The sequence below is a fragment of the Nonomuraea sp. WAC 01424 genome (genome assembly GCF_003947315.1).
In the GTDB taxonomy this organism is placed as follows: Bacteria; Actinomycetota; Actinomycetes; order Streptosporangiales; family Streptosporangiaceae; genus Nonomuraea; species Nonomuraea spiralis.
Genome location: NZ_QHHZ01000004.1, coordinates 85,072 through 105,544 on the forward strand (window position 1 = coordinate 85,072; position 20,473 = coordinate 105,544).

Annotated in this window: 24 protein-coding genes; 15 read left to right on the forward strand and 9 right to left on the reverse strand. The window is 72.3% G+C overall.

The annotated features are described in order from the left end of the window. Nucleotides 1–17: 17 nt before the first annotated feature. Nucleotides 18–1,013, forward strand: coding sequence for a ribonucleotide-diphosphate reductase subunit beta (locus tag DMB42_RS12695; RefSeq protein ID WP_125634036.1), 996 nt, complete (start codon nt 18–20; stop codon nt 1,011–1,013). Nucleotides 1,014–1,335: 322 nt separating this feature from the next. On the opposite strand, the gene DMB42_RS12700 is transcribed toward DMB42_RS12695, so the two are convergent. The 3 genes from DMB42_RS12700 to DMB42_RS12710 all read right to left on the reverse strand — a co-directional run bounded on the left by DMB42_RS12700 (nt 1,336) and on the right by DMB42_RS12710 (nt 4,622). Continuing rightward, nucleotides 1,336–1,983, reverse strand: coding sequence for a LysE family translocator (locus DMB42_RS12700; RefSeq protein WP_221762117.1), 648 nt, complete (start codon nt 1,981–1,983; stop codon nt 1,336–1,338). A gap of 183 nt (nt 1,984–2,166) precedes the next feature. Then, the gene (locus tag DMB42_RS12705) at nt 2,167–3,942 is read right to left on the reverse strand and encodes a cell wall metabolism sensor histidine kinase WalK (protein WP_125634038.1); all 1,776 of its coding nucleotides are present in this window, start codon (nt 3,940–3,942) and stop codon (nt 2,167–2,169) included. After that, entirely contained in the window at nt 3,939–4,622 is a 684-nt protein-coding gene (locus DMB42_RS12710) for a response regulator transcription factor (RefSeq protein ID WP_125634040.1), read from the reverse strand. Before DMB42_RS12710 ends, DMB42_RS12705 begins: the two co-directional genes overlap by 4 nt. Before the next feature lie 90 nt (nt 4,623–4,712). Here DMB42_RS12710 and DMB42_RS12715 point away from each other — a divergent pair, with 90 nt between their 5' ends. The 3 genes from DMB42_RS12715 (at nt 4,713) to DMB42_RS12725 (ending at nt 7,146) form a co-directional block, all read left to right on the forward strand. Continuing rightward, nucleotides 4,713–5,471 carry a L,D-transpeptidase family protein gene (locus DMB42_RS12715; protein ID WP_260477657.1) on the forward strand — a complete coding sequence of 253 codons (759 nt, stop codon included), beginning with the start codon at nt 4,713–4,715 and terminating at the stop codon, nt 5,469–5,471. Nucleotides 5,472–5,501: 30 nt separating this feature from the next. Then, nucleotides 5,502–5,753 (forward strand): hypothetical protein, encoded by a 252-nt coding sequence (locus DMB42_RS12720; RefSeq protein WP_125634043.1) that lies wholly within the window; start codon nt 5,502–5,504, stop codon nt 5,751–5,753. Between the two features lie 463 nt (nt 5,754–6,216). Beyond that, nucleotides 6,217–7,146 carry a ferritin-like protein gene (locus tag DMB42_RS12725; RefSeq protein WP_185844614.1) on the forward strand — a complete coding sequence of 310 codons (930 nt, stop codon included), beginning with the start codon at nt 6,217–6,219 and terminating at the stop codon, nt 7,144–7,146. An 83-nt stretch (nt 7,147–7,229) separates the two neighbouring features. On the opposite strand, the gene DMB42_RS12730 is transcribed toward DMB42_RS12725, so the two are convergent. Continuing rightward, a complete protein-coding gene (locus DMB42_RS12730) occupies nt 7,230–7,550 on the reverse strand; it encodes a helix-turn-helix transcriptional regulator (RefSeq protein WP_125634047.1) in 321 nt (106 codons plus the stop codon). A 153-nt stretch (nt 7,551–7,703) separates the two neighbouring features. Between DMB42_RS12730 and DMB42_RS12735 the strand changes: the two genes are divergently transcribed. Continuing rightward, nucleotides 7,704–9,068: a DHA2 family efflux MFS transporter permease subunit gene (locus tag DMB42_RS12735; RefSeq protein WP_221762118.1), complete on the forward strand. Its 1,365-nt coding sequence runs from the start codon at nt 7,704–7,706 to the stop codon at nt 9,066–9,068. Between the two features lie 45 nt (nt 9,069–9,113). Here the strand turns inward: DMB42_RS12735 and DMB42_RS12740 are convergent, their stop codons facing one another. Beyond that, entirely contained in the window at nt 9,114–9,410 is a 297-nt protein-coding gene (locus DMB42_RS12740) for a DUF4287 domain-containing protein (protein WP_125634049.1), read from the reverse strand. A 95-nt stretch (nt 9,411–9,505) separates the two neighbouring features. Here DMB42_RS12740 and DMB42_RS12745 point away from each other — a divergent pair, with 95 nt between their 5' ends. Then, nucleotides 9,506–10,351, forward strand: coding sequence for an acyl-CoA thioester hydrolase/BAAT C-terminal domain-containing protein (locus tag DMB42_RS12745; protein ID WP_125634051.1), 846 nt, complete (start codon nt 9,506–9,508; stop codon nt 10,349–10,351). Between the two features lie 37 nt (nt 10,352–10,388). Here the strand turns inward: DMB42_RS12745 and DMB42_RS12750 are convergent, their stop codons facing one another. From DMB42_RS12750 to DMB42_RS12760, 3 genes are read right to left on the reverse strand one after another with little or no spacing between them, the layout of a single operon-like run. Then, complete coding sequence (locus tag DMB42_RS12750; protein ID WP_125634053.1) at nt 10,389–11,030, reverse strand: NAD(P)-dependent oxidoreductase; 642 nt, start codon at nt 11,028–11,030, stop codon at nt 10,389–10,391. Further along, nucleotides 11,027–11,842 (reverse strand): SGNH/GDSL hydrolase family protein, encoded by an 816-nt coding sequence (locus DMB42_RS12755; protein WP_125634055.1) that lies wholly within the window; start codon nt 11,840–11,842, stop codon nt 11,027–11,029. Before DMB42_RS12755 ends, DMB42_RS12750 begins: the two co-directional genes overlap by 4 nt. Before the next feature lie 55 nt (nt 11,843–11,897). Next, nucleotides 11,898–12,668: an SDR family NAD(P)-dependent oxidoreductase gene (locus DMB42_RS12760; protein ID WP_125634057.1), complete on the reverse strand. Its 771-nt coding sequence runs from the start codon at nt 12,666–12,668 to the stop codon at nt 11,898–11,900. Between the two features lie 69 nt (nt 12,669–12,737). On the opposite strand from DMB42_RS12760, the gene DMB42_RS12765 reads away from it, so the two are divergent. Next, the gene (locus DMB42_RS12765) at nt 12,738–13,205 is read left to right on the forward strand and encodes a MarR family winged helix-turn-helix transcriptional regulator (RefSeq protein ID WP_260477658.1); all 468 of its coding nucleotides are present in this window, start codon (nt 12,738–12,740) and stop codon (nt 13,203–13,205) included. A 120-nt stretch (nt 13,206–13,325) separates the two neighbouring features. Next, the gene (locus tag DMB42_RS12770) at nt 13,326–14,081 is read left to right on the forward strand and encodes a sigma 54 modulation/S30EA ribosomal C-terminal domain-containing protein (RefSeq protein WP_260477659.1); all 756 of its coding nucleotides are present in this window, start codon (nt 13,326–13,328) and stop codon (nt 14,079–14,081) included. 40 nt (nt 14,082–14,121) lie between these two features. Here DMB42_RS12770 and DMB42_RS12775 read toward each other — a convergent pair whose 3' ends face one another. Next, nucleotides 14,122–14,544, reverse strand: coding sequence for a pyridoxamine 5'-phosphate oxidase family protein (locus DMB42_RS12775; protein WP_125634063.1), 423 nt, complete (start codon nt 14,542–14,544; stop codon nt 14,122–14,124). A 209-nt stretch (nt 14,545–14,753) separates the two neighbouring features. Here DMB42_RS12775 and DMB42_RS12780 point away from each other — a divergent pair, with 209 nt between their 5' ends. From DMB42_RS12780 to DMB42_RS12810, 7 genes are read left to right on the forward strand one after another with little or no spacing between them, the layout of a single operon-like run. Next, entirely contained in the window at nt 14,754–15,920 is a 1,167-nt protein-coding gene (locus DMB42_RS12780; protein WP_125634065.1) for a globin domain-containing protein, read from the forward strand. Nucleotides 15,921–15,956: 36 nt separating this feature from the next. Next, nucleotides 15,957–16,442, forward strand: coding sequence for a hypothetical protein (locus DMB42_RS12785; protein ID WP_125634067.1), 486 nt, complete (start codon nt 15,957–15,959; stop codon nt 16,440–16,442). A gap of 50 nt (nt 16,443–16,492) precedes the next feature. Further along, nucleotides 16,493–17,008, forward strand: coding sequence for a hemerythrin domain-containing protein (locus DMB42_RS12790; protein WP_185844615.1), 516 nt, complete (start codon nt 16,493–16,495; stop codon nt 17,006–17,008). Beyond that, the gene (locus tag DMB42_RS12795; RefSeq protein ID WP_221762119.1) at nt 17,001–18,422 is read left to right on the forward strand and encodes a nitronate monooxygenase; all 1,422 of its coding nucleotides are present in this window, start codon (nt 17,001–17,003) and stop codon (nt 18,420–18,422) included. Before DMB42_RS12790 ends, DMB42_RS12795 begins: the two co-directional genes overlap by 8 nt. Continuing rightward, nucleotides 18,419–19,609 (forward strand): TIGR04053 family radical SAM/SPASM domain-containing protein, encoded by a 1,191-nt coding sequence (locus tag DMB42_RS12800; RefSeq protein ID WP_125634071.1) that lies wholly within the window; start codon nt 18,419–18,421, stop codon nt 19,607–19,609. Before DMB42_RS12795 ends, DMB42_RS12800 begins: the two co-directional genes overlap by 4 nt. Continuing rightward, nucleotides 19,602–19,970 (forward strand): hypothetical protein, encoded by a 369-nt coding sequence (locus tag DMB42_RS53145; protein ID WP_185844616.1) that lies wholly within the window; start codon nt 19,602–19,604, stop codon nt 19,968–19,970. Before DMB42_RS12800 ends, DMB42_RS53145 begins: the two co-directional genes overlap by 8 nt. Beyond that, nucleotides 19,967–20,404 (forward strand): hypothetical protein, encoded by a 438-nt coding sequence (locus DMB42_RS12810; protein ID WP_125634073.1) that lies wholly within the window; start codon nt 19,967–19,969, stop codon nt 20,402–20,404. Before DMB42_RS53145 ends, DMB42_RS12810 begins: the two co-directional genes overlap by 4 nt. Nucleotides 20,405–20,473: the final 69 nt, after the last annotated feature.

A 20,473-nucleotide genomic window follows, 5' to 3' on the forward strand; every position in this document is an offset into this window, starting at 1 on the left:
ACCCCCAGGAGAACCCGATGCTGCTCGACCCCGGCATGAGCCTGACCCTGCGGCCCATGCGCTACCCGCTCTTCTTCGACCGCTACCGCGACGCGATCAAGAACACCTGGACGGTCGAGGAGGTGGACCTCCACTCCGACCTCAAGGACCTGGCCAGGCTGTCGGCGGCCGAGCGTCACCTGATCAGCCGCCTGGTCGCCTTCTTCGCCACCGGCGACACGATCGTCGCCAACAACCTGGTGCTCAACCTCTACCAGCACGTCAACGCGCCCGAGGCGCGCCTGTACCTGAGCAGGCAGCTCTTCGAGGAGGCCGTGCACGTCCAGTTCTACCTGAACCTGCTCGACACGTACGTGCCGGACGAGGAGGAGCGGTTCGCGGCGTTCGCCGCCGTGGAGAACATCCCGTCCATTCGGCGCAAGGCCGAGTTCTGCTTCCGCTGGATCGACTCGATCGGCAACCTCCAGCGGCTGGAGACCCGCGACGACCGGCGTGCCTTCCTGCTCAACCTGATCTGCTTCGCCGCCTGCATCGAGGGCCTGTTCTTCTACGGCGCCTTCGCCTACGTCTACTTCCTGCGCTCGCGCGGCCTGCTGAACGGGCTGGCCTCGGGCACCAACTGGGTCTTCCGCGACGAGTCCATGCACATGGCCTTCGCGTTCGACGTGGTCGACGTCGTACGGCAGGAGGAGCCGGACCTCTTCGACGAGAAGATGGCCACCCAGGTCAAGGAGATGCTCGCCGAGGCGGTGGACTGCGAGGCCCAGTTCGCCGAGGACCTGCTCGGGCAGGGCGTGCCGGGCATGTCGACCGGGGACATGCGCACCTACCTGGAGCACGTGGCCGACCGGCGGCTCGCCCAGCTCGGCATCGAGCCGCTGTACGGGGCGAAGAACCCGTTCGCGTTCATGGAGTTGCAGGACGTGCAGGAGTTGTCGAACTTCTTCGAGCGGCGCGTGTCCGCGTACCAGGTGGGGGTGACCGGCTCGGTCAGCTTCGACGCCGACTTCTGACGTCGGCGAACATCGCCAGAAGGGATCCGGCGGCGGCCATGACCAGCGCCGCCGTGATCCAGCCCGGCGCCCCGTCCGGGCGGTCCGGCCGCGTCGCCCCCCAGCGCTGACCGTGACGGTGCTGGTGAGCGAGCTGAGCTCGCTGAGCCGTTCACCCTGCGCCGCCTGACCGACGTCCCCGCCTGAGACACCCCCACATCAGCGGGCCGCCCACAAGGCCGTGTCCCCGCTCATCGGAAGGCGAGCGTCGTGCGCGGTTGTCGATGTGGGTCTCCAGTACGCGTTCGATCCGGTCGACGAGGCGGAGCGAGGGGCTCGAATCCTAGCGTTGGGTCGCGAGGGTGATGCCCAAGCCGATGAACACGGTCCCGGTCGCGGCGTCGAGCCGGCGGCGCACCGCCTGCCGATTGCGCAGCCAGCCACCGAGCCGCCCCGCCAGTACGCCGACCGTCGCGTCGGCCAGGAACTCCAAGATGATCAAAACCGCGCCCAGGATGGTGAACTGCAGCCAGACAGGCCCCGCCCCGGGATCGATGAACTGGGGCAGGAAAGCGACCATGAACGCGAACGTCTGCGGGTTGGCCGCAGAGGACACCACGCCGTTGAGGAAGGCGCGCCTGCCGGTCATCCCGCCGGCCGAATCGGTGGCCTGCCCCTTCTTGAGGTTGCGGATCATCTGTACGCCGAGGTAGATCAGGTACGCGGCGCCGGCGAGCCGCAGCACCGTGAACACGACGGGAAACGCCGTCAGCAGCATGGAGAGCCCGGCTGCGGCCGCGGCGACGTACAACGCGTCACCCGTGATCACGCCGAGCGTGGCCAGTAGCCCGGCCCGGGCGCCGCCCCGCATGCCGCATCCCATGACGAACAGCATGTCGGGGCCAGGGGTGATCAAAGCCACGATAGTGGTCGCCGTGAACACGGCGAGCAGGTGCAAATCAATCGGCATTCGGGCAATTTTGCCATTCACCCACAAGCTTCCGCATTCGAGATCGACATCACGCAGATGAGGATTTCGAGAAGATGAGCATCATCGGTCACCGCTGGTATTCGAGACCGCCTATGTGTGCGGCGCCCTGCCCTGGACGACGAACACATCCGCGTCCAGGGCAGGGCGGCAGCGTCCGTACCGTCAGGACGTGTCCTCAAAGGATCACGGTCGTGCCGGAAGGCGCAAGGTGAAGGTAGTGCGGACGTCCGGGGTGCTGGTGGCCGTGGCGGTGCCGCCGTGCGCCTCGGCCAGGTCGCGGACGATGGCGAGGCCGAGGCCGCTGCCGCCGGTACGGCGGTTGCGGGATTTCTCCGCCCGCCAGAACCGGTCGAAGACGTGCGGAAGGTGCTCGGCGCGGATGCCGATCCCCGTGTCGGTCACCTCGATGATCACGTGGTCGCCGTCGTGGCGGGCGCCCAGCGTGATGTGCCCGCCGGCCCGCGTGTAGCGCAGGGAGTTGGTGACGAGGTTGCCGACGGCCTGGCGGAGTCGTACGGGGTCGGCGGTCAGGGTGGGGGCGCCGGCGATGGCGGTGGTCAGGGTGAGCCCGGCGGCTTCTGCGCGGCCCCGGTGGGCGGTGGCCACCTGGTCGAGGAGGTCGCCGAGGTGGACGGGTTCGAGGTGCAGGCGGAGCTTGCCCGCGTCGGCGAGGGCCAGGTCCTGGAGGTCGTCCACGATGTGCTGCAACAGCAGGAGCTCCTCGACCAGGGAGGCGATCAGTGCGGGGTCCAGCTCGGCGACGCCGTCCTGTGCCGCCTCCAGCCAGCCTCTGAGGTTGCTCAGCGGGGTGCGCAACTCGTGGGAGACGTCGCTGACCATGGCCTTGCGCTGCTCCTCCATGCGCTGGAGGTGCTCGGACATCTCGTTGAACGCCGTGGCGAGCTCGCTGATCTCGCCGGTCGTCCTGACCTGGACGCGGGCGGAGCTGTCCCCGTCGCGCATCCGCCGGGCGGCGTGGGTGAGCGCGTTGACCGGGCCGACCAGGCGTCTGGCCGCCATGACGCTGACGCCGACGGTCAGCACGAGCACGAGGAGGGCGGCGCCGGCGATCGAGGGCAGCGGGATGCGCGGGCCGGTGGCCTCGGCGGGGGATCCGATGTACAGGTAGGCGGCCGGGGCGACGTAGGGATCGAGCTGTTCCTTGCGGGCGGTGACGATGCAGGAGGAGATCGTCTGGCCGGGTTCGGCGGCCGACGACGCGGGCCGTCTCTCCTTGGAGACCCAGGTGAAGTCGAGGCCGACCGAGCCGCGTTCCGCGCTCTTGCCCTTCAGGCATCTGCCGACCAGGAGGTTGAGCTGCTTCAACGCGGACTTCTCGGTGCGCGTCGGCGTGCTGAAGGTGACGGCGTCGCAAGGAGCCGTCACCGCCGGGACCGGGCTCGGCTCCTGCGGGACACCCTCGCCGGTCGTCGTCACGAAGGGCCTGCCGGTGTGGGAGACGGTCGTCCGTACGGCCTGCCCGGTACGTCTCATGCAGACGGCGTAGGCCTCGGCGGCCTTCCCCAGCCGGACACGATCACGGTCGGGCAGCAGGAACGGGCCCACCGCGCGCGGATCGATGCGGTCCTCGGCCGCCCCCGGCACCAGGGTCACGTCCACGGCCAGCGGATCGACGACGGCCGACACCCTGGCGGGCAGCGGGGTCCCGGCGGCCGCCGAGTCCGCGATGAGGGCGCCCTTCTCGGTGGTCAGCGCGATGCGGCGGCTGTTGGCGGCGGCGAGGTCGCGTACGGTGGCGGCGACGCCGGACCAGTCGGGATGGCGGGAGGCGTAACCGAGCAGGCTGTTGTTGATCTGGGTGTCGCTGGCCAGCGTCTGGCCCTGCTCGCGCTGGATCGCGCCGGAGGTGCTGTTGGCGGCCAGCCACGCCGTCGCCGTGATCGAGCAGACCGCCACGACGGCCGAGCTCGTGAGCAGCCTGACGAACAGCGACCTCATGCCTGGGTCAGCTTGTAGCCGACGCCGTACACGGTCAACAGCCGGGACGGGCGGCGCGGGTCGGGCTCGATCTTCTTGCGCAGGTTCATCACGTGCACGTCGACCGTGCGTTCGGTGATGAACCGGTCGAAGCCGTGGATGCGCTCCAGCAGCTGCTTCCTGGTGAACACCCGTTCCGGCTCGGCGGTCAGCGTCTCGATGATCCGGAACTCCGCGAGCGTGCAGTCCACCGGCGTGCCCGCCACGGTGACGGTGTGCCTGACCGGGTCGACGGCGAGGTCGCCCGCCTGGAACAGCCGGCCGGCCTCCGGCGACCTGCCCGTACGGCGCAGCAGCGTGCGCACGCGGGCCATCAGCTCGCGCGGGCTGTACGGCTTGGTCATGTAGTCGTCGGCGCCGAGGTCGAGCCCGAGCAGCAGGTCGTCCTCGGTGGACCGGGCCGTCAGCATCAGGATCGGCAGGTCGGACTCGGCGCGCAGCACCCGGCAGACGTCCAGCCCGTCGACCTTCGGCATCATCACGTCGAGCAGCACGAGGCCGGGATCTCTCTGCCGGGCCTCGTCGATCGCCGAACGTCCGTCGTGCACGACGCGGACCTCGTGGCCCTCCCGCTCCAGGTAGCGCCTGAGCAGTTCGGCCTGCTTGGGGTCGTCCTCGGCGACCAGTACGTACGCGCACATGGCCCGAGGTTATGCGCACTCCACGAGTGCATACGGGATCCGCATGACAGGCGAACAGGTTCCACACATTCTGTCGCCAGGCTGCGCCGGGTGAGAACCAACCTGCTTCGTACGGCCGCGGCGACGACGCTCGCCTTCCTGCTGGCGGGCTGCGCGGGCAGCACCGGCAGCACGGGCAGCACCGACAGCGCCGGCAGCGCCGTACGACCCGACCCGGCGAGCACCGTCGTGCGCGCCGAGCCGGCGGGCGGCGCCAGATCGAAGATCGCGAGCGCCAAGGGGGCCCGGATCAGGATCTACCGGGACAAACAGGGGGCGGCCGAGAGGACGATCACCAGCCCCAACGACTACGGCGCGACGCGCGTCTTCCTGGTGGAACGCGACGAGGGCGACTGGCTCCAGGTGCTGCTGCCGATCCGGCCGAACGGCAGCAAGGGCTGGATCAAGGCCGCCGACGTGACGCTCGCGGAGACCTCCCACCGCGTGGAGATCGATCGCGGGGCGTTCCGCTTCACGGTCTACGACGGCGACCGGCCCGTCAGGACGGGCAAGGTCGCGACCGGCGAGGCCGGGACGCCGACGCCTCCGGGCCGCTATTTCTTCACCGAGCTGGTGAAGCCCACCGGTGACGGCGGGGCCTACGGCGCTTACGCCTTCGGGCTGAGCGGCTTCTCGCCGGTGCTGAAGAGCTTCGCCGGCGGCCCCGGCCAGCTGGCGATCCACGGGACGAACAAGCCTTCCGCCATCGGCACGCGGGCCAGCCACGGCTGCGTCCGGGTCGGCAACGACGACATCACCTGGATGGCGAAGAACCTGGCGATCGGCACTCCGGTCGTCGTGAAGGGCTGAGGCCCTGCTCGAAGGATGAGAGGAATCCATATGAAGATCAGAACCATGCTCGTCGGCGCCGGGGCGGCGCTGGCCGTGGCCGCGGGCCTGGCCGGGCTCTCGGGGACGGCCTCGGCCGAGCCCAAGAAGCCCGCCGTGGTGCCCGCCGCAGCCCCCTCCGCGGTCCCATCCGCGGCCCCCTCTGCGGCGCCTTCCCCGGCGCCCACCGAAAGCCGGCCCGAGGTCGAGCGGACGGCCGGGCCGAAGGAGCCGGTCGCCGTCAAGCCGCGCTACACCGGCTGATCACGACACGTCGCCGCCGCGTGACGTCCCTCCTGCTCCTGCCCGTCGGCCACGTCAGCGGCCTGGCCATCGCGGGCAGGAGCAGGAGCAGGAGCAGGACCCGGGCGCCGCGGTGCCACGTGCGGGCGGCGGAGGCGGCGAGCGGGGCGGCCACGCCGTCCCTGACCACGCACGACACGGCGTCCGTGGCGCCGCCCGTCCCCCGGCCGGGCGGAGACCCTCCACGGACACCAGACGCGACCCCAGCGCACCCTGGGCCGGACCGTCGGGCAGAACGCTTCCGTCTCCCGTATTCCGGGTTTCGGCAAAACAATGCTGACGCATGAGCCCGAATGAACCCGGGAAAAATCCCCGGCGTCTGAGAAAAATGCGGACGCGACGCCGGTACCGGCGAAAGTTCGCGGCCCCGGTGAACCGAGAGTGGCGTTGTGCGATGAGCTCGATGACGACGGGGACTTCTCCCATGAAGACGCTCAGGGAGTACGTCGAGGCACGAATTCTCTCGCGGGACGACCTGCGAGGCGCTCTGCAACTCGCGATGCGGCTGGAGTTCGCCACCATCCCGCCGTATCTGTGCGCCGAGTGGTCGGTCGGGCACGATCCGGACCACACCCGGACCGTCGTCCACCAAGTGGTGATCCAGGAGATGCACCATTTCGCGCTGGCGGGCAACCTGCTGACTGCCGTAGGGGGCACGCCGTCGATCGCCCACGCGGACTTCCTGCCCGTCTACCCGGCGAACGAGCTGCCCGGCGGCATCGCGCAGGAGCGACCGGTCGATCTCAAGCCACTGGTCAAGGACCAGCTTGCGGTGTTCATGCAGATCGAGCATCCGGACTTTCCTCCTGTCGCCCGTCGGGACACGCCGCCACCGCCGACGATCGGCGCCTTCTACGACACGATCATCGAGACGTTCCGGGAGACCGAGCCGGCGATCGACCAGAACGCGCTCGCGGTGGAGGTTCCCCTCGCGCCGCCGATCCGGACCGTCGACGACGCGATCGAGACGATCGACCGGATCAAGCGCGAAGGGGAAGGCGTTCCCGGCTCGCCCGACGTCCCCGCCAGCGAGGGGACGAACCATGCGCATTACTACCTGTTCAAGGAGCTGTTCGTTCAGAAGCGGCTGGTCAAGGTCGATGGGGTGTGGAGTTTCAGTGGCGCGCCGATCACCCTGCCGGAAGTGCATGACTTCATGCCCTCGACGGCGGCGCCGGACCTGTCGCTGGAGTTCCGGCGCGTTCTGAGCGGCCTGCTGACCAGTCTGGAGTCCTGCTGGACGACGCCGGGCACCGAACCGGACCTGTCGGCGATGTTCGATCTGAAATCAACCGGCCAGGATCTCATCGGACGGGGCATCCGCCCGGACTTCACCTGGTTGGATCCGTCGTAACAGCGCCACCGAGGCGGGGACGAGGACGGTCTCGGTCGTCAGGGTGAGCTCGAAGGGCGGCAGCTCGACCGTCCGGGTGGCGGCTACGCGTTCTCGGCGGCGGCCAGGCGGAATATCGGGTCGAGCAGGCCGGGGAAACGTTCGCTCAGGTCGCGGGTGCGTGGCCGGACCCGCCGGCTGCGGCCGTCGACGGTCATGCTGATCAGCCCGGCCTCGCGCATGATCCGGAAGTGGTTGGACAACGTCGAGAGCGGCACGCCCAGGCCGTCGGCGAGGGCGGAGCAGGTCGACTCGGGGCTGGCCCAGGCGCGGCGTACGAGCTCCAGGCGGACCGGGTCGCTGAGCGCGTGCAGCACCGGCGCGAGCGTCAGCGACTCGCGCGGCGGCTCGGGAAGCGGTCGCATGCCCTCATGGTATCAATACTTCGACATTTCGGAAGTATCGAACTATGGTGTGCCGGAGCATCCGCCTGACGAGAGGGAGCAGTGTTGACCGCGCAGGAAAGCACGACGAGACCCGAGTCGCCCGAGGCCGCGGGCGTTCGATCGAACCGGGCCGTGTTACTCGCAGTGGCCTGTCTGGGCCAGTTCATGGTGTTGCTCGACAGCACGATCGTCGGCGCCGCGCTGCCCGACATGGAGCGACGACTGCACACCGGGCTGACCGGCCTGCAGTGGATCGTCGACGCCTACGTGCTGCTGGTGGCCATGTTGTTGTTGTCCGGCGGCGTCTTCGCCGACCGTTTCGGCCGCAGGAGGCTGTTCCTGGCCGGGGTCGTGGTGTTCACCCTCGCGTCCGTGTTGTGCTCGTTCGCCCCCTCGCTCGGCTGGCTGATCGCGGGACGGGTGGCGCAGGGCGTCGGGGCCGCCGCGCTGAGCCCCGCCTCGCTGGCCCTGATCGGCGCCGCGTACCCCGTCCCGCAGGAACGGGTCAGGGCGATCGGGTTGTGGGCCGGGTTCAGCGGGATCGGGCTGGCGCCCGGGCCGCTGGCCGGTGGCGTCCTGGTCGAGGTCTTCGGCTGGCCCGCCATCTTCCTCGTGAACGTGCCCATCGGGGCCGTGCTGGTGGTGGCCGGTCTGCGGGTTCTCGGCGAGTCCGGCAACCCGGCGGCGCCGAGGATCGACGTACCGGGGACGGTCCTGTCCGTCCTGGGTGTGGGGGCACTGACCTTCGGGCTGATCGAGGGCGGCGCACGTGGCTGGACCTCGCCGATGATCCTGGGCAGCTTCGGGGCCGCGGTGGTGATCCTGGCCGCCTTCGTCGTCGTCGAGGCACGCCGCCCGGCGCCGATGTTGCCGCTGCGGCTGTTCCGGCAGCGGCTGTTCACGGTGTCCAACACGGCCATGGTCGTGGTGGGCTTCGCGCTCATGGGCTCGTCGTTCTTCTTCTCCCAGTTCTTCGTGTACGTCCAGGGCAGTTCGATCCTGCGTGCCGGCGTGCAGACCCTGCCCGCCACCCTCGCCATGGTGGTCGTCAGCCCGTACGCGGGCCGGCTCGCCGCCCGGTACGGCTTCCGCGTCGTGGTCACCGCCGGCCTGGTGCTGGCCGGGCTGGGGCTGGTCGCGCTGGGCTTCGTGCACGCGGACACCGGTTACGGCAACGTGTGGTGGCGGCTGGCCGTCGCCGGCGTCGGGTTCGCCCTGACCATGTCCCCGCTGACCGGCGCCGCCATCCAGGCGGTCGGCCCGCAGGAAGGCGGCCTGGCGTCGGGCGTCAGCAGCACGACCCGGCAGATCGGCGCGGTGCTCGGCGTGGCGGTGCTGGGAGCCGTCGTCCGCGCGCGGGAGGCGGGCGGGGCGTCGTTCGAGGCGGGGCTCGGCAGCGCGTTCGTGGTGGCCGGTGTCGTCACGCTGGCCTGCGCCGTGCTGACCGGCCTGTGGCTGGTGAGGTCCGAACCTCGCCCCGCGGCGCGGCGGGGGTGATGGTCCCGGGAGGCCGGGCGTCGTTCGTCCCGGGACCCTCGTGTGTCAGCCCGCTTCTGGGCGGTTGTCCTTGCCGTCCAGCCACAGGGTGTCGGACTCGTCCCGGTGGACGCCGGTGGTGCCGACGTGCTTGGCGTCGATCTTCGGGCCTTTCTTGATCACGTGCACCAGGGCCATCGCGTGGCCGCGTCCGAGGTCGTAGTCCTGCTTGAGCCAGTCGGTGATCGTTCCCGCCTTGGTGGACGGGTCGTCGAAGCCGCGTTCCTGGGCGAGGGCGATGAACTGGCGGGGCGTCAGTCCGGTCTTTTCTTCAATGTTGTCCAGATACGCCTGGAACGACATGGCTTTCTCCAGTCTTCATGGGGTGTTGCAGGGCCAGTGTCCCATTGATAGCGGTTTGCAGGCGTGGCGAGGCGTGCTCAGTAGAATGCGGTTCCATGGACGAGCAGGAGCTGAGTTCCCCGTGGGAAGGGGTCCTGGTCACCCCGGGCTCGGCCGGTCACACCGGCGTCCTCGTCCTGGCGGGGTCGAGCGGGCGGATCGAACGGGACAGGGCCCGGATTCTCGCCCGGGAGGGCATGACCGCGCTGTCGATCCGGTGGTTCGGCGGTCCGGGGCAGTCTCCTGGCATCTGCGAAATCCCGCTGGAGACGTTCGTGTCGGCCGTCGATCTACTGGAATCGACCGGAGTGCGGCGTATCTGCCTGCTGGGGATGTCCAAGGGGGCGGAGGCCGCCCTGCTCACCTGCGTCCGTGACCGGCGGGTGGGCGGGGTGGTGGCGATGTCGCCGACCTCGCTGGTGTGGGGCAACGTCGGTCCGGGGCCGGACGGGGAGAAACGTCCGTACCGGTCGTCCTGGACGTGGAAGGGGCGGCCGGTGCCCTTCGTCCCGTACGACGACGACTGGGCCGAGGCCGAGCCGGAACGCGGCCCGCTGGCTCTTCGCGCCCTGTACGAGCTGAGCGAGCGCACGTTCGCCGGCCTGCTGCCGGCCGCGGAGATCCCCGTCGAGACGGCCGAGGCCGACATGCTGCTGGTGGCGGGCGGGGACGACGCCATGTGGCCGTCGTTGCCGTACGCCGAGCGGCTGGTCGCCCGGCGCCGCGCCGCCGGTCGTACGGCTCGGCTGGTGAGCCGGGCCGACGCCGGCCACCGTCCGCGCCTTCCCGGCGAGGGGCCCGCCCCGGAGTCGCCCGACTTCCTGTACGGGGGCGACGCCGCCGCGGACGCCCGGCTCGGCGCCGACGCCTGGCCCCACATCCTCGACCTGCTGCGCGGCTGACGCCCCCGGGACGCGAGCACCGGGGGCGCGGGACGGGTCAGGAACCGCCGGAGATCTCCACGACGGCGTGCCTGGTCCGGTCGTCGGTGACCTGGGCGATCAGGTAGTGGGCCAGGTCGGCGCGGGAGATCGTGCCCGCCTTGGCCAGGTTGGCGTTCACGGCGGTGCGGTAGACGCCGGTCAGCGGGCCGTCGGTCAGCATCGGCGGCCGTACGACGGTCCAGTCGATGTCGCGCACGTCGGCCAGGGCACGTTCCATACGTTCCATGTCGGCGTAGCCGTGGCGGTAGAGGCGCTGGATCACGAAGCGGGTGACCAGGCGCCGGCCGAGCGGCGTACCGGGCGGGATCTCCAGGCCCGCCGAGGACAGGCAGAGCAGGCGGCGCACCCCGCCCTCACGCATCGCGGCGACGATGGCGGCGGTGCCGCCGGAGTAGACGGTGGTGGGATTGCCGCGGTCGGTGCTGCCCAGGCACGACAGCACGGCGTCCTGCCCGGCGAGGGCCGCCTGCCACGGGCCGGGGGTGAGCACGTCGCCGCCGATCACGCGCGCCCGGTCGGCCGCCGGGACGCGGGCGGGGTCGCGGGCCACGACGGTGACGTCATGGCCGGCGGCGACGGCCTGCGCGACGACCTGGCGGCCGGTGCCGCCGGTCGCGCCGAAGACCGTCAGCTTCATGCCGCACCGGCCAGGGCGTGGACGACGGCGGCGGTGATCTCGCGGTGGCCCTCGATGCTCAGGTGCACGCCGTCGTCGAGGAAGTGGTGGTCGGCCGTGATGGCCGTCCTGGTGTCGACGGTCAGCTCGGGACGGTTCAGCAGGTGGTCGGCGATGGCGTCGACGTCCTTGCCGGCCCAGGTGATGCCGGCACGCCGGAAGTGCTGGTAGTCGCCGGCGCGGGCCTCGTCGATCGGGCTCGGGGTGAGCCACACCCAGCGCGCGGGCCCCCGCCGCTGGGCCAGGTCGTGCAGCATGGCCAGGTTGCGTTCGGTCTCCGGGGCGCTGACCAGGGTCGGCGCGTCGGGCGCGAGATGCTGGGAGTCGTTGCCGCCGATCATGCAAAGCACCAGGTCGGGCCGCTGGAAGCCGAGCATGGGAAGCTGGGTGAGCGCCTGGGTGGTGGTGCTGCCGGAGATCGCCAGGTTGGTGAAGCGGACGGCGTCGCCGGGACGGCGCAGCGCCACGAGGTGACGCAGGATCTCGAACCACGACAGGCGGTCGGCGGTGGTGCGCTCGCCGACGGCGGCGACGTGGAAGGCGTCCTGGCCGTGCAGGGGCAGCCGGTCCACCGCGTCGGCGAGGCCGGGCCGGGTCAGCAGGGTCTCGGCGGCCTGGTGGGTCTGCTGGTCGAAGCCGTCGAGCAGCGTCCGGTAGGCGGCGGCGTCGAGGCCGAACAGGGCGGCGAGGCGGGTCTCGTCGGCGCCGATGAGATAGGGGAGGGCGCCGGGCCGCTGGAAGCGGACGAGCCGCTCGGTCATGGGGTCGATCATCACAGGCTCTCCGTCAGGACGGTACGTGCGGGGTACGGCGGGACCGGGGCGGCGTTCATCCGGCCACCCGCCCGCCGGTGAGGTCGAGCGTCGCCCCGGTCACCCAGGAGGACGCGGGCGAGGCGAGATAGAGGACCGCCTGGGCGACGTCGTCGGGGTGGCCGACCCGGCCGAGCGGGAACGTGGCCGCGAGCTGGGCGAGCCGTTCGGCGGGCAGGGCGGCCAGCTTGTCGTTGAGCACGGCCGAGGGCGCCAGGCAGTTGACCCGTACGCCGTCGCCGCCGACCTCGGCGGCCAGGTGCTGGGCGAACATGACGACGCCGGCCTTGGCGGCGGCGTAGGCGGCGTTGGCGCCGCCGGGGCGGCGGCCGGCGGTGGACGACATGAGGATGATCGACCCGGCGCGCCGGTGCAGCATGCCCGGCAGGAACTCGTGGACGGTGAGGAACACCGAGGTCAGGTCGGACTCCAGCACCGCGCGCCAGCGCTCGGGGTCGAGGCCGGCGGTCGGGGCGGGCGCGCCCTGCCCGCCCGCGAACGGGGCGAGGATCTCCACCGGCCCGAGCCCGGCTTCGACCTCGGCGCGGATGCGGGCCAGGGCGGCGGCGTCGGTGACGTCGCCTGGGGCGGCCAGGGCCTGCCCGCCCTCGCCGGTGATCGAGGCGACGACGCGGGCCACGGCCTCGGCGTCGCGGCCGGTGACCGCGACCTTGACGCCGTTGGCGGCCAGGGCGTGGCAGGTCGCCGCGCCGATGCCGCGCGAGCCGCCGGTGATGAGGGCGACCCTGCCTGCCAGTCCCGGATGGATGGGCCAGTCGGTGGTCATCGCATATTACTTCTCTCTAGAGAAAGGTTCACCCTTGTGAATGGTTCTGTGGGGAGTACAGTATGCGCTGTGTCCGAATCCCGCAACCGCCCGATCGGCGTCGCGTTCCTGCTCGCGCAGCTCGGCGCGCACGCCGCCGGCCGGTTCGCCGCGCGGGTCGCCGAGCTCGGCCTGTCACCCGCCGACGTCGGGCTGCTGCGGATGATCGCCTTCCAGCCCGGCCGCAGCCAGCAGTCGCTGGCCGCCGACCTCGGCGTCGTGCCCAGCCGGGTCACCGCCATGCTCGACCCGCTGGACCGGGCGGGCCTGGTGGAGCGGCGCCGGTCGGCCGGCGACCGCCGTAACCACGAGCTGCACCTGACGGCGGAGGGCACGCGCGTCATGGAGGACGTCAAGAGGACCGCGATGGCGCACGAGGCCGACCTGACCTCGTGCCTCAGCCCCGACCAGCGCGGGCAACTCCTCACGCTGCTGGAACTGGTCGCCGACGACCAGGGCCTGACCCCGGGCGTGCACCCCGGCTACCGCCGGTCCTGACGCCCGCGTCCCCGGTGGGCCGTAGGTCCCGGCCGGGTGGGACCTACGGCTCTGGCAGCCGCATCCGCTCAGGTCAGAGGCTTGGGTCATCACCACCGGATGCGAAGAAGGTGTTCACGAATGAGGCACAGGCCCATCGCCCTTGACGCCGACGACGTGCAGGTCAGGATCCGCGGCGGCGGCGTGCGGTCGGCGGACGTACGGCGTGCCAGGCACACCGTGGCCGACCTGACCAAGCTCGCCCACGAGCCGGTCCTGGGCGCGACGGTCAAGCTCGCCGCCACCCCGCGGCCCGCGGGCGAACGGCGTACGGCCGAGGCCGTCCTGGACGTCCAGGGCCGGCTCATCAGGGCCAGGGCCGGCGCCGACTCCACCCGCGCGGCCATCCACCTGCTGGGCGACCGGCTGCGGGCGCGCCTGCTGGAGAGCACCAGGGACTGGGAGAACCGGCGCGGACGCCACCCCCGGCCGCAGCACCCGGCCCGGCCCGCCGTCGAGCACCGGATCGTCCGGACCCTCACCGCGGCCCGCGCCGTGCCCGATGAGGCGGCGGTGGACATGGAGGACCTCGACTACGACTTCCTGCTGTTCACCGAGACCGCGACGGGCCAGGACAGCGTGATCTACCGCACCGACGACGGCTACCGGCTCGCCCAGCTCGAACCCCGCCCGGACCTGCCGGCCCCGACCTGCGCGGACATCTCGGTCAGCCCGCTGCCCGCCGCCCGGCTCACCGTCGCGCAGGCCGTCGACCGGCTGGAGCTGACCGGTTTCGCGTTCGTGTTCTTCGCCGATTCCGGCACCGGCGCGGGTTGCCTGCTCTACCGCCGCGACGACGGGGACTACGGCCTGGTCACCACGGCGCGCGAGGCTTGACCGGGCGCGCCGCCCCCGGGGCGGGGGCGGCGCGTCACCCTCACGCGCCGGCGGTCACCGCGGCGATGCGGCGGCCGGAGATCTGCTCGGCCTCGATCACGATGTAGTGGTCCCGGTTGCCCGGCGCCCACGTCGTCAGCGGCAGCCGGGCCAGCCGGTCGAGCTCGGCGGCGTCGCTCACCTCCCGCGCGTGCCCCACCGCCGTGACCGACCAGCCGGTACGCATGGCCGCGTCGAACTCGTCGGCCTCGAAGGCCACCACGGCATGCCGGGTCGCGGCGGCCAGCTTCGACCCGGTCGCCGTACGGATCACGATGAAACGGCCGTCGAGGCAGAAGTTGACCGGCTGGACGGCCGGCAGGGCACGATCGGTGAACACGATCCGCCCGATCGGCACCGAGGACAGCAGCAGGAAGCACTCCTGTTCGGAGAGCACCTGAAGTCCGGACGAGTCGAGTTGCATGGTCTCCAGGATCCCTGGCCGGACCCCGCCCGCGGCAGGGACGAAAGTCCCATCTTCCCCGCCGGGCGGCCCGCAACCGCTCCCGCCCGGATGTCCTGTCCGGGACTTTCGGCCCTCCAAGTGCGGACGTTCGCCCCGGTGAACGGCACCACCCGCGCTCCTAGCCTGAATTCGCCCGCACTGTGCGGGTCTCTTCCCCTGGAGGTCACATGTTGTCCGCGGAATCCGCCGCCGTCGTCCGCGCCACGCTTCCCGTCGTCGGCGCCTCCCTCGACGCCATCACCGAGCGGTTCTACGCGACGATGTTCGCCGACCGGCCGGAGTTGCTCGACGGCCTGTTCAACCGGGGCAACCAGGCCAGCGGCGAGCAGCGCAGGGCGTTGGCCGGCTCGATCGCCGCCTTCGCCACCATGCTTCTGGAACACCCCGACGAGCGCCCCGACGACCTGCTCGCGCGTATCGCGCACAAGCACACCGCGGTCGGCGTGACGGACGACCAGTACGTGATCGTGCACAAGTACCTGTTCGGCGCGATCGCCGAGGTGCTGGGCGACGCGGTCACCCCCGAGGTGGCCGCCGCCTGGGACGAGGTCTACTGGCTGATGGCCGGCGCGCTGATCGCCATGGAGGCCCGCATCTACGCCGACGCCGGCGCGAACGAGGGGAGCACCTGGCGGCGCTGGCGCGTGGCGGCCGGCCGCGACGAGACGCCCGACGTCGTCTCCTTCCTGCTCACCCCGGTCGGCGACGAGCCGCCCCCGCCCGCCCGCCCCGGCCAGTACGTCAGCGTCCAGGTCGAGATGCCCGACGGCGTACGCCAGCTCCGCCAGTACACGCTGTCCAACGCCGGCGGCGGCGCCCGCAGGATCACCGTCAAGCGCGTGGACGACGACCCCGCCGGCGAGGTGTCCACGCTGCTGCACGCCACCGTTCGCGCGGGCGACGAGCTCACGCTGTCGGCGCCCTTCGGCGACGTCACGCTGGACGACTCCCAGGCGCCGCTGGTGCTGGTCAGCGCCGGCATCGGCTGCACGCCCATGGTCGCCATGCTCGACCACCTCGCCGCCACCGGCTCCGGCCGCCGCGTCCTGACCCTGCACGCCGACCGTTCGCCCGACCGGCACGCGCTGCGCGAGGACATGGCCCGGCTGGCCCCCGAGCACCACTTCTGGTACGAGCAGGACGCCGAGGGCCCCGACCGCGGCGGCCTGATGGACCTGGACGGCGTCGAGATCCCGGCGGGCGCGGTCGCCTATCTGTGCGGCCCGCTGCCGTTCATGCGCGAGGCCCGCGCCGCGCTGCTCAGGGCCGGCGTGGCCGCGCGCGACGTGCACTACGAGGTCTTCGGCCCCGACCTGTGGCTCGCCGCCGGCTGACGGCCCGCCAGGTGTTCACCCGACAAGGAGCATGACATGAGCGTTGTCCGAGGCGCGGCCAGGGCGCTGCTGGGCGCGGCCGGCGCCGCGATGGTGACGGCCGGGCCCGTCATGGCCGCCCGCGGGATCCAGGCACGCGGCGAGATCCGGGCGGAACTGCGCCGCCAGGACATCACCTTCCCCGGCAAGGGGCTGCCCGCCGAGCTGGCCCCCCACCACGGCCGTACGGTCCTGACCGGCCCGCAGGCCCGCGCGTACGCCGAGGTGATCGGGCGCAACGTCCTGACGGCCACCGGCGGCCGGACGTACGCGCAGGTCAGCGCCGACCTGTTCGCCGCGGGCGGCGCGGACGAGAAGCTGGAGGAGCTGCGGCGCACCGCCTTCACCGGCCAGATGTTGCGCGCCTCCCTGCTCAACGCCTACCAGGCCTGGCAGCTCAGCACCCTGGTCGTCGGCCTGGGCGACCTGCTCACCGCCACCGGCGCCGCCCTGCTGGCCACCGGCGCCACACTCGCCGAGTGACGGGACGGCCACCCGTGCGACCGTCCGGAACGACACAGCTGGAGGACTGTGTGCTGTCCATCGCCCATCACTTCACCGAGACCTTCCACGCCGAGCACCGCGAGGTCAGGGACCTGCTGCTCGCGCTGATCGACGCCTTCACCGGCGGCGACGCGGCGCAGGTCAGGAAACTGGTGGAGGCCCTGTCGGCGGCGATCGGGCCCCACTTCCGCTACGAGGAAGAGGCCATGTACCCCGGCCTGAAACCGGTTTTCGGCGCGCATTACATGGACAAACTGCTCAGCGACCACGACGACACGATCCGCAACATCCGCGAGCTGGCCGAACTGGCCGAGACGGCCGAGGTGGACACCCTGGGAACGATCGGCGAGAACCAGGCCGCCTGGGGCATCGCGCTGGTACGGGAGATCCTGCCGCACCTCAGCGACTGCGACGGCCTGTCCCTGATGGTGGAGACGCTGCCCGAGGACGACGTCGTGCACATCCTGGCCACCCGCGAGGTGGCCAGGGAGATCAACGCCGACGTGCTGACGTGGGCCGGGACGCTGCGGGCGCGGCGTGTCTGAGGCCCGGCTCCCCGTCCTGATCCAGGGCGGCATGGGCGTCGGGGTGTCGGGGTGGCGGCTGGCCCGCGCGGTCGCCCGTACCGGGCAGATGGGTGTGGTGTCCGGCACCGCCCTGGACGTCACCCTGGCCCGCCGCCTGCAACTCGGCGACCCGGGCGGCGACCTGCGCCGGGCGCTGGCCTGCTTCCCGATCCCGGCGATCGCCGAACGCGTGCTCGGACGCTACTTCGTGCCCGGCGGGATCGCGCCGGGGACGCCGTACCGGCCGGTGCCCCGGCTCGGGCTGCGGCCCAGCCCGGCCCGCGACGAGCTGGCCGTGGTCGCCAACTTCGCCGAGGTGTTCCTGGCCAAGCAGGGCCACGACGGGCCGGTCGGCGTCAACTACCTGGAGAAGATCCAGCTCGCCACGCCGGCCGCCGCCTACGGGGCGATGCTGGCCGGCGTCGACTACGTGCTGATGGGCGCCGGCATCCCGGCCGAGATCCCGGCGCTGCTCGACGCCTTCGCCGCGCACCGCCCGGCCGAGATCTCCGTCGCCGTGGCCGAGGCCGGCGACGCCCGGCACACGACCGGGCTCGACCCGGCCGCGCTGTGGCCCGCGCCCGCCCGGCCGCTGCGGCGTCCCCGGCTGCTGGCGATCGTCTCCTCCCACGTGCTGGCCGTCTACCTGGCCCGTTCGCCCGCCACCAGGCCCGACGGGTTCGTGCTGGAGACGCCGGTGGCCGGCGGGCACAGCGCGCCGCCGCGCGGACGGCTGCGCCTGGACGAGGGCGGCGAGCCCGTCTACGGGCCGCGCGACGAGGCCGACACCGGCAAGGTCGCCGCGCTCGGGCTGCCGTTCTGGCTGGCCGGCGGCTACGCCACCCCCGGCGGGGCGGACCGGGCGCGGGCCGCCGGGGCCACCGGCATCCAGGTCGGGTCGGCGTTCGCGCTGTGCCGGGAGTCCGGCCTCGACGACGACCACAGGCGCAGCCTGCTGCGCCGGGCCCGCGACGGCGCGCTTGAGGTCCGCAACGACCCGCGCGCCTCGCCGACCGGCTTCCCGTTCAAGGTCGCGCGCGTGCCCGGCACGCTGTCGGAGCCCGAGCTGCACGAACGGCGCCCCCGGCTGTGCGACCTCGGCTACCTGCGCACCCCGTACGTCCGGACCGGCGGCTCGATCGGCTACCGCTGTCCCGCCGAACCCGTCGACACCTACGCCCGCAAGGGCCGGCCCGCCGAGGAGGCCGAAGGCCGCCAGTGCCTGTGCAACGGGCTGACCGCCGCCATCGGCCTGGGCCAGCGCCGCGCCGACGGATACCACGAGCCCGCCCTGCTCACCCTGGGCCAGGACCTCGACTTCCTGGACGGCCTGCCCGACGACCACTCGGCCGCCGACGTCGTGGACCACATCCTGCGAGGAGCACCCGCATGACCGCACCACCCGGGCGGCGGCCGCTGCGCCGCATCCGGCGCGACGTCGCCGCGAGCCCGTTCATCGTGATCTGGGAGGCCACCCGGGCCTGCCCGCTGGCCTGCCTGCACTGCCGTGCCGAGGCCGTACGCGACCGGCACCCGCTGGAGCTGACCACCGAGGAGGCCCACGGGCTCATGCGCCAGGTGGCCGCCTTCGCCACGCCGCCGCCGCTGTTCGTGATCACCGGCGGCGACCCGTTCGAGCGGCCCGACCTGCTCGACCTGGTCCGGTACGCCCGCGCCCACGGCCTGGCCCCCGCCGTGTCCCCGTCGGCCACCCCGGCCCTCACGCCGGCGAACCTGGCCGGCCTGCGCGAGGCCGGGGCCGCCGCCGTCTCGCTCAGCCTCGACGGCGCGACCGCCCCCGTCCACGACGCCTTCCGGGGGTACGACGGCGTGTTCACCCGTACGCTGCGGGCCTGGCGGGCGGCCCGCGAGGCCGGGCTCAAGGTGCAGATCAACACCACCGTGACCCGCCACAACCTGGCCTCCCTGCCGGACATCGCCACCCTGGTACGCGACGAGGGCGCGCTGCTGTGGAGCGTGTTCTTCCTCGTGCCCACCGGCCGGGGCCGCGACCTGTCGGCGCTGACCCCGCAGGAGACCGAGGACGTCCTGCACTTCCTGCACGACGTCGGCACGGCGATCCCGGTCAAGACCACCGAGGCCCACCACTTCCGCCGGGTCGCCGTACAGCGGCTCGTCCTGGACGGACACGGCGTGGACCACGCCGACGCGCTCCGGCTCGGCCCGCTCTACCGCACCCTGCGGCTCCGCGCCGAGCAGGCCGGGCTGGTCGAGGAACGACGCACCCGCCGCCCGCCCGTCGACGTCAACGCCGGACGTGGCTTCGTCTTCGTCTCCCACACCGGGTCCGTGCACCCGTCGGGCTTCCTGCCGGTGGACGCCGGGAACGTGCGCGACCGGCCCCTGACCGAGATCTACCGGTCGGCGCCGCTGTTCACCGCCCTCCGCGACGCCGACCGGCTGGGCGGCCGGTGCGGGGCGTGCGAGTTCCGGACGATCTGCGGCGGCTCCCGCTCCCGCGCCTACGCCTGCTCCGGCGACGTGCTCGGCGAGGAGCCCTGGTGCGCCTACGAGCCGGGCAGCTTCCCCTACCAGCAGGAACTGGCCGCCCATGTATGAGAGAAGGGCGGCCCGCGGGCTGGCCGCACCCTACGACACCATGCTGGCCGCGTACGCCGCCGCGCTGGCCGGCTCGCCGCTGGCCGCCTCCAGCAGGGCCAGCTACCTGCGCCGCGTCGGCCGCTACCTGACCTGGGTCGCCTCGGCCTCGGACCAAGGGTTGCTCGCCCGCGAACCGCTGGCCGACACGATCGTCGCCGTACGCACCGCGCACGCCTACCACGGCGAGCTCGGCGGCCGTTACGCCCCCAGCACGATCAACAGCACCCTGGCCGCCATCGAGGACTTCTACGCCCGGCTCCACCTGGGAGCCACCGGCATCCCCCGCCAGGCCCCGGCGGACCGGGCGGGCGCGCGATGACCTGGTGGTCGGTGGTGCGCTTCCTGCACGTGCTCGGGGCCGCGCTGTGGGTCGGCGGCCAGCTCGCGGTCTCCCTCGTGGTGCTGCCCCTGGCCCGGCGCCTGCTCGACGAGAGCCGGCGCGCCGAGATGCTCAACGCCGTCGGACGCCGCTTCGGAATGCTCACCGGCGCGCTCTTCCTGCCCCTCCAGCTCGCCACCGGCGTCGCCATCGCCTGGCACAAGGGCGTCACCTGGGCCTCCCTGGCCGAGCCCGGCTACGGGCGCATCCTGGCCGCCAAACTGCTGCTGTTCTGCGCGGTCATGGCCGCCGCCGGCCTGCACGGCTGGGCCAGTGCCTCGGGCCGGGCCGGGTTCGCCCGGACGATGGCGGTCGGCGCGCTGGTCGGCTCGATCGGCGTCGTCCTGCTGGCCGCCGCGCTGCCCGCCACCTGATCATGGCCGATCGGACGTACGGGAAGGGACTTTCGTCCCTGCCGGGCGCACGGCCGCCGCGACATCGTG

Excerpts from the sequence above, each read along its gene's own strand:
- DMB42_RS12720 (WP_125634043.1), top strand. The coding sequence starts at position 5,502 with ATGAAGATCAGAACCATGCTCGTCGGCGCCGGGGCGGCGCTGGCCGTG.
- DMB42_RS53145 (WP_185844616.1), top strand. The coding sequence starts at position 19,602 with ATGTATGAGAGAAGGGCGGCCCGCGGGCTGGCCGCACCCTACGACACC.
- DMB42_RS12780 (WP_125634065.1), top strand. The coding sequence starts at position 14,754 with ATGTTGTCCGCGGAATCCGCCGCCGTCGTCCGCGCCACGCTTCCCGTC.
- DMB42_RS12695 (WP_125634036.1), top strand. The coding sequence starts at position 18 with ATGCTGCTCGACCCCGGCATGAGCCTGACCCTGCGGCCCATGCGCTAC.
- DMB42_RS12745 (WP_125634051.1), top strand. The coding sequence starts at position 9,506 with ATGGACGAGCAGGAGCTGAGTTCCCCGTGGGAAGGGGTCCTGGTCACC.
- DMB42_RS12705 (WP_125634038.1), bottom strand. The coding sequence starts at position 3,942 with ATGAGGTCGCTGTTCGTCAGGCTGCTCACGAGCTCGGCCGTCGTGGCG.
- DMB42_RS12770 (WP_260477659.1), top strand. The coding sequence starts at position 13,326 with ATGAGGCACAGGCCCATCGCCCTTGACGCCGACGACGTGCAGGTCAGG.
- DMB42_RS12740 (WP_125634049.1), bottom strand. The coding sequence starts at position 9,410 with ATGTCGTTCCAGGCGTATCTGGACAACATTGAAGAAAAGACCGGACTG.
- DMB42_RS12725 (WP_185844614.1), top strand. The coding sequence starts at position 6,217 with ATGAAGACGCTCAGGGAGTACGTCGAGGCACGAATTCTCTCGCGGGAC.
- DMB42_RS12710 (WP_125634040.1), bottom strand. The coding sequence starts at position 4,622 with ATGTGCGCGTACGTACTGGTCGCCGAGGACGACCCCAAGCAGGCCGAA.
- DMB42_RS12760 (WP_125634057.1), bottom strand. The coding sequence starts at position 12,668 with ATGACCACCGACTGGCCCATCCATCCGGGACTGGCAGGCAGGGTCGCC.
- DMB42_RS12800 (WP_125634071.1), top strand. The coding sequence starts at position 18,419 with ATGACCGCACCACCCGGGCGGCGGCCGCTGCGCCGCATCCGGCGCGAC.
- DMB42_RS12785 (WP_125634067.1), top strand. The coding sequence starts at position 15,957 with ATGAGCGTTGTCCGAGGCGCGGCCAGGGCGCTGCTGGGCGCGGCCGGC.
- DMB42_RS12810 (WP_125634073.1), top strand. The coding sequence starts at position 19,967 with ATGACCTGGTGGTCGGTGGTGCGCTTCCTGCACGTGCTCGGGGCCGCG.
- DMB42_RS12755 (WP_125634055.1), bottom strand. The coding sequence starts at position 11,842 with ATGATCGACCCCATGACCGAGCGGCTCGTCCGCTTCCAGCGGCCCGGC.
- DMB42_RS12775 (WP_125634063.1), bottom strand. The coding sequence starts at position 14,544 with ATGCAACTCGACTCGTCCGGACTTCAGGTGCTCTCCGAACAGGAGTGC.
- DMB42_RS12750 (WP_125634053.1), bottom strand. The coding sequence starts at position 11,030 with ATGAAGCTGACGGTCTTCGGCGCGACCGGCGGCACCGGCCGCCAGGTC.
- DMB42_RS12730 (WP_125634047.1), bottom strand. The coding sequence starts at position 7,550 with ATGCGACCGCTTCCCGAGCCGCCGCGCGAGTCGCTGACGCTCGCGCCG.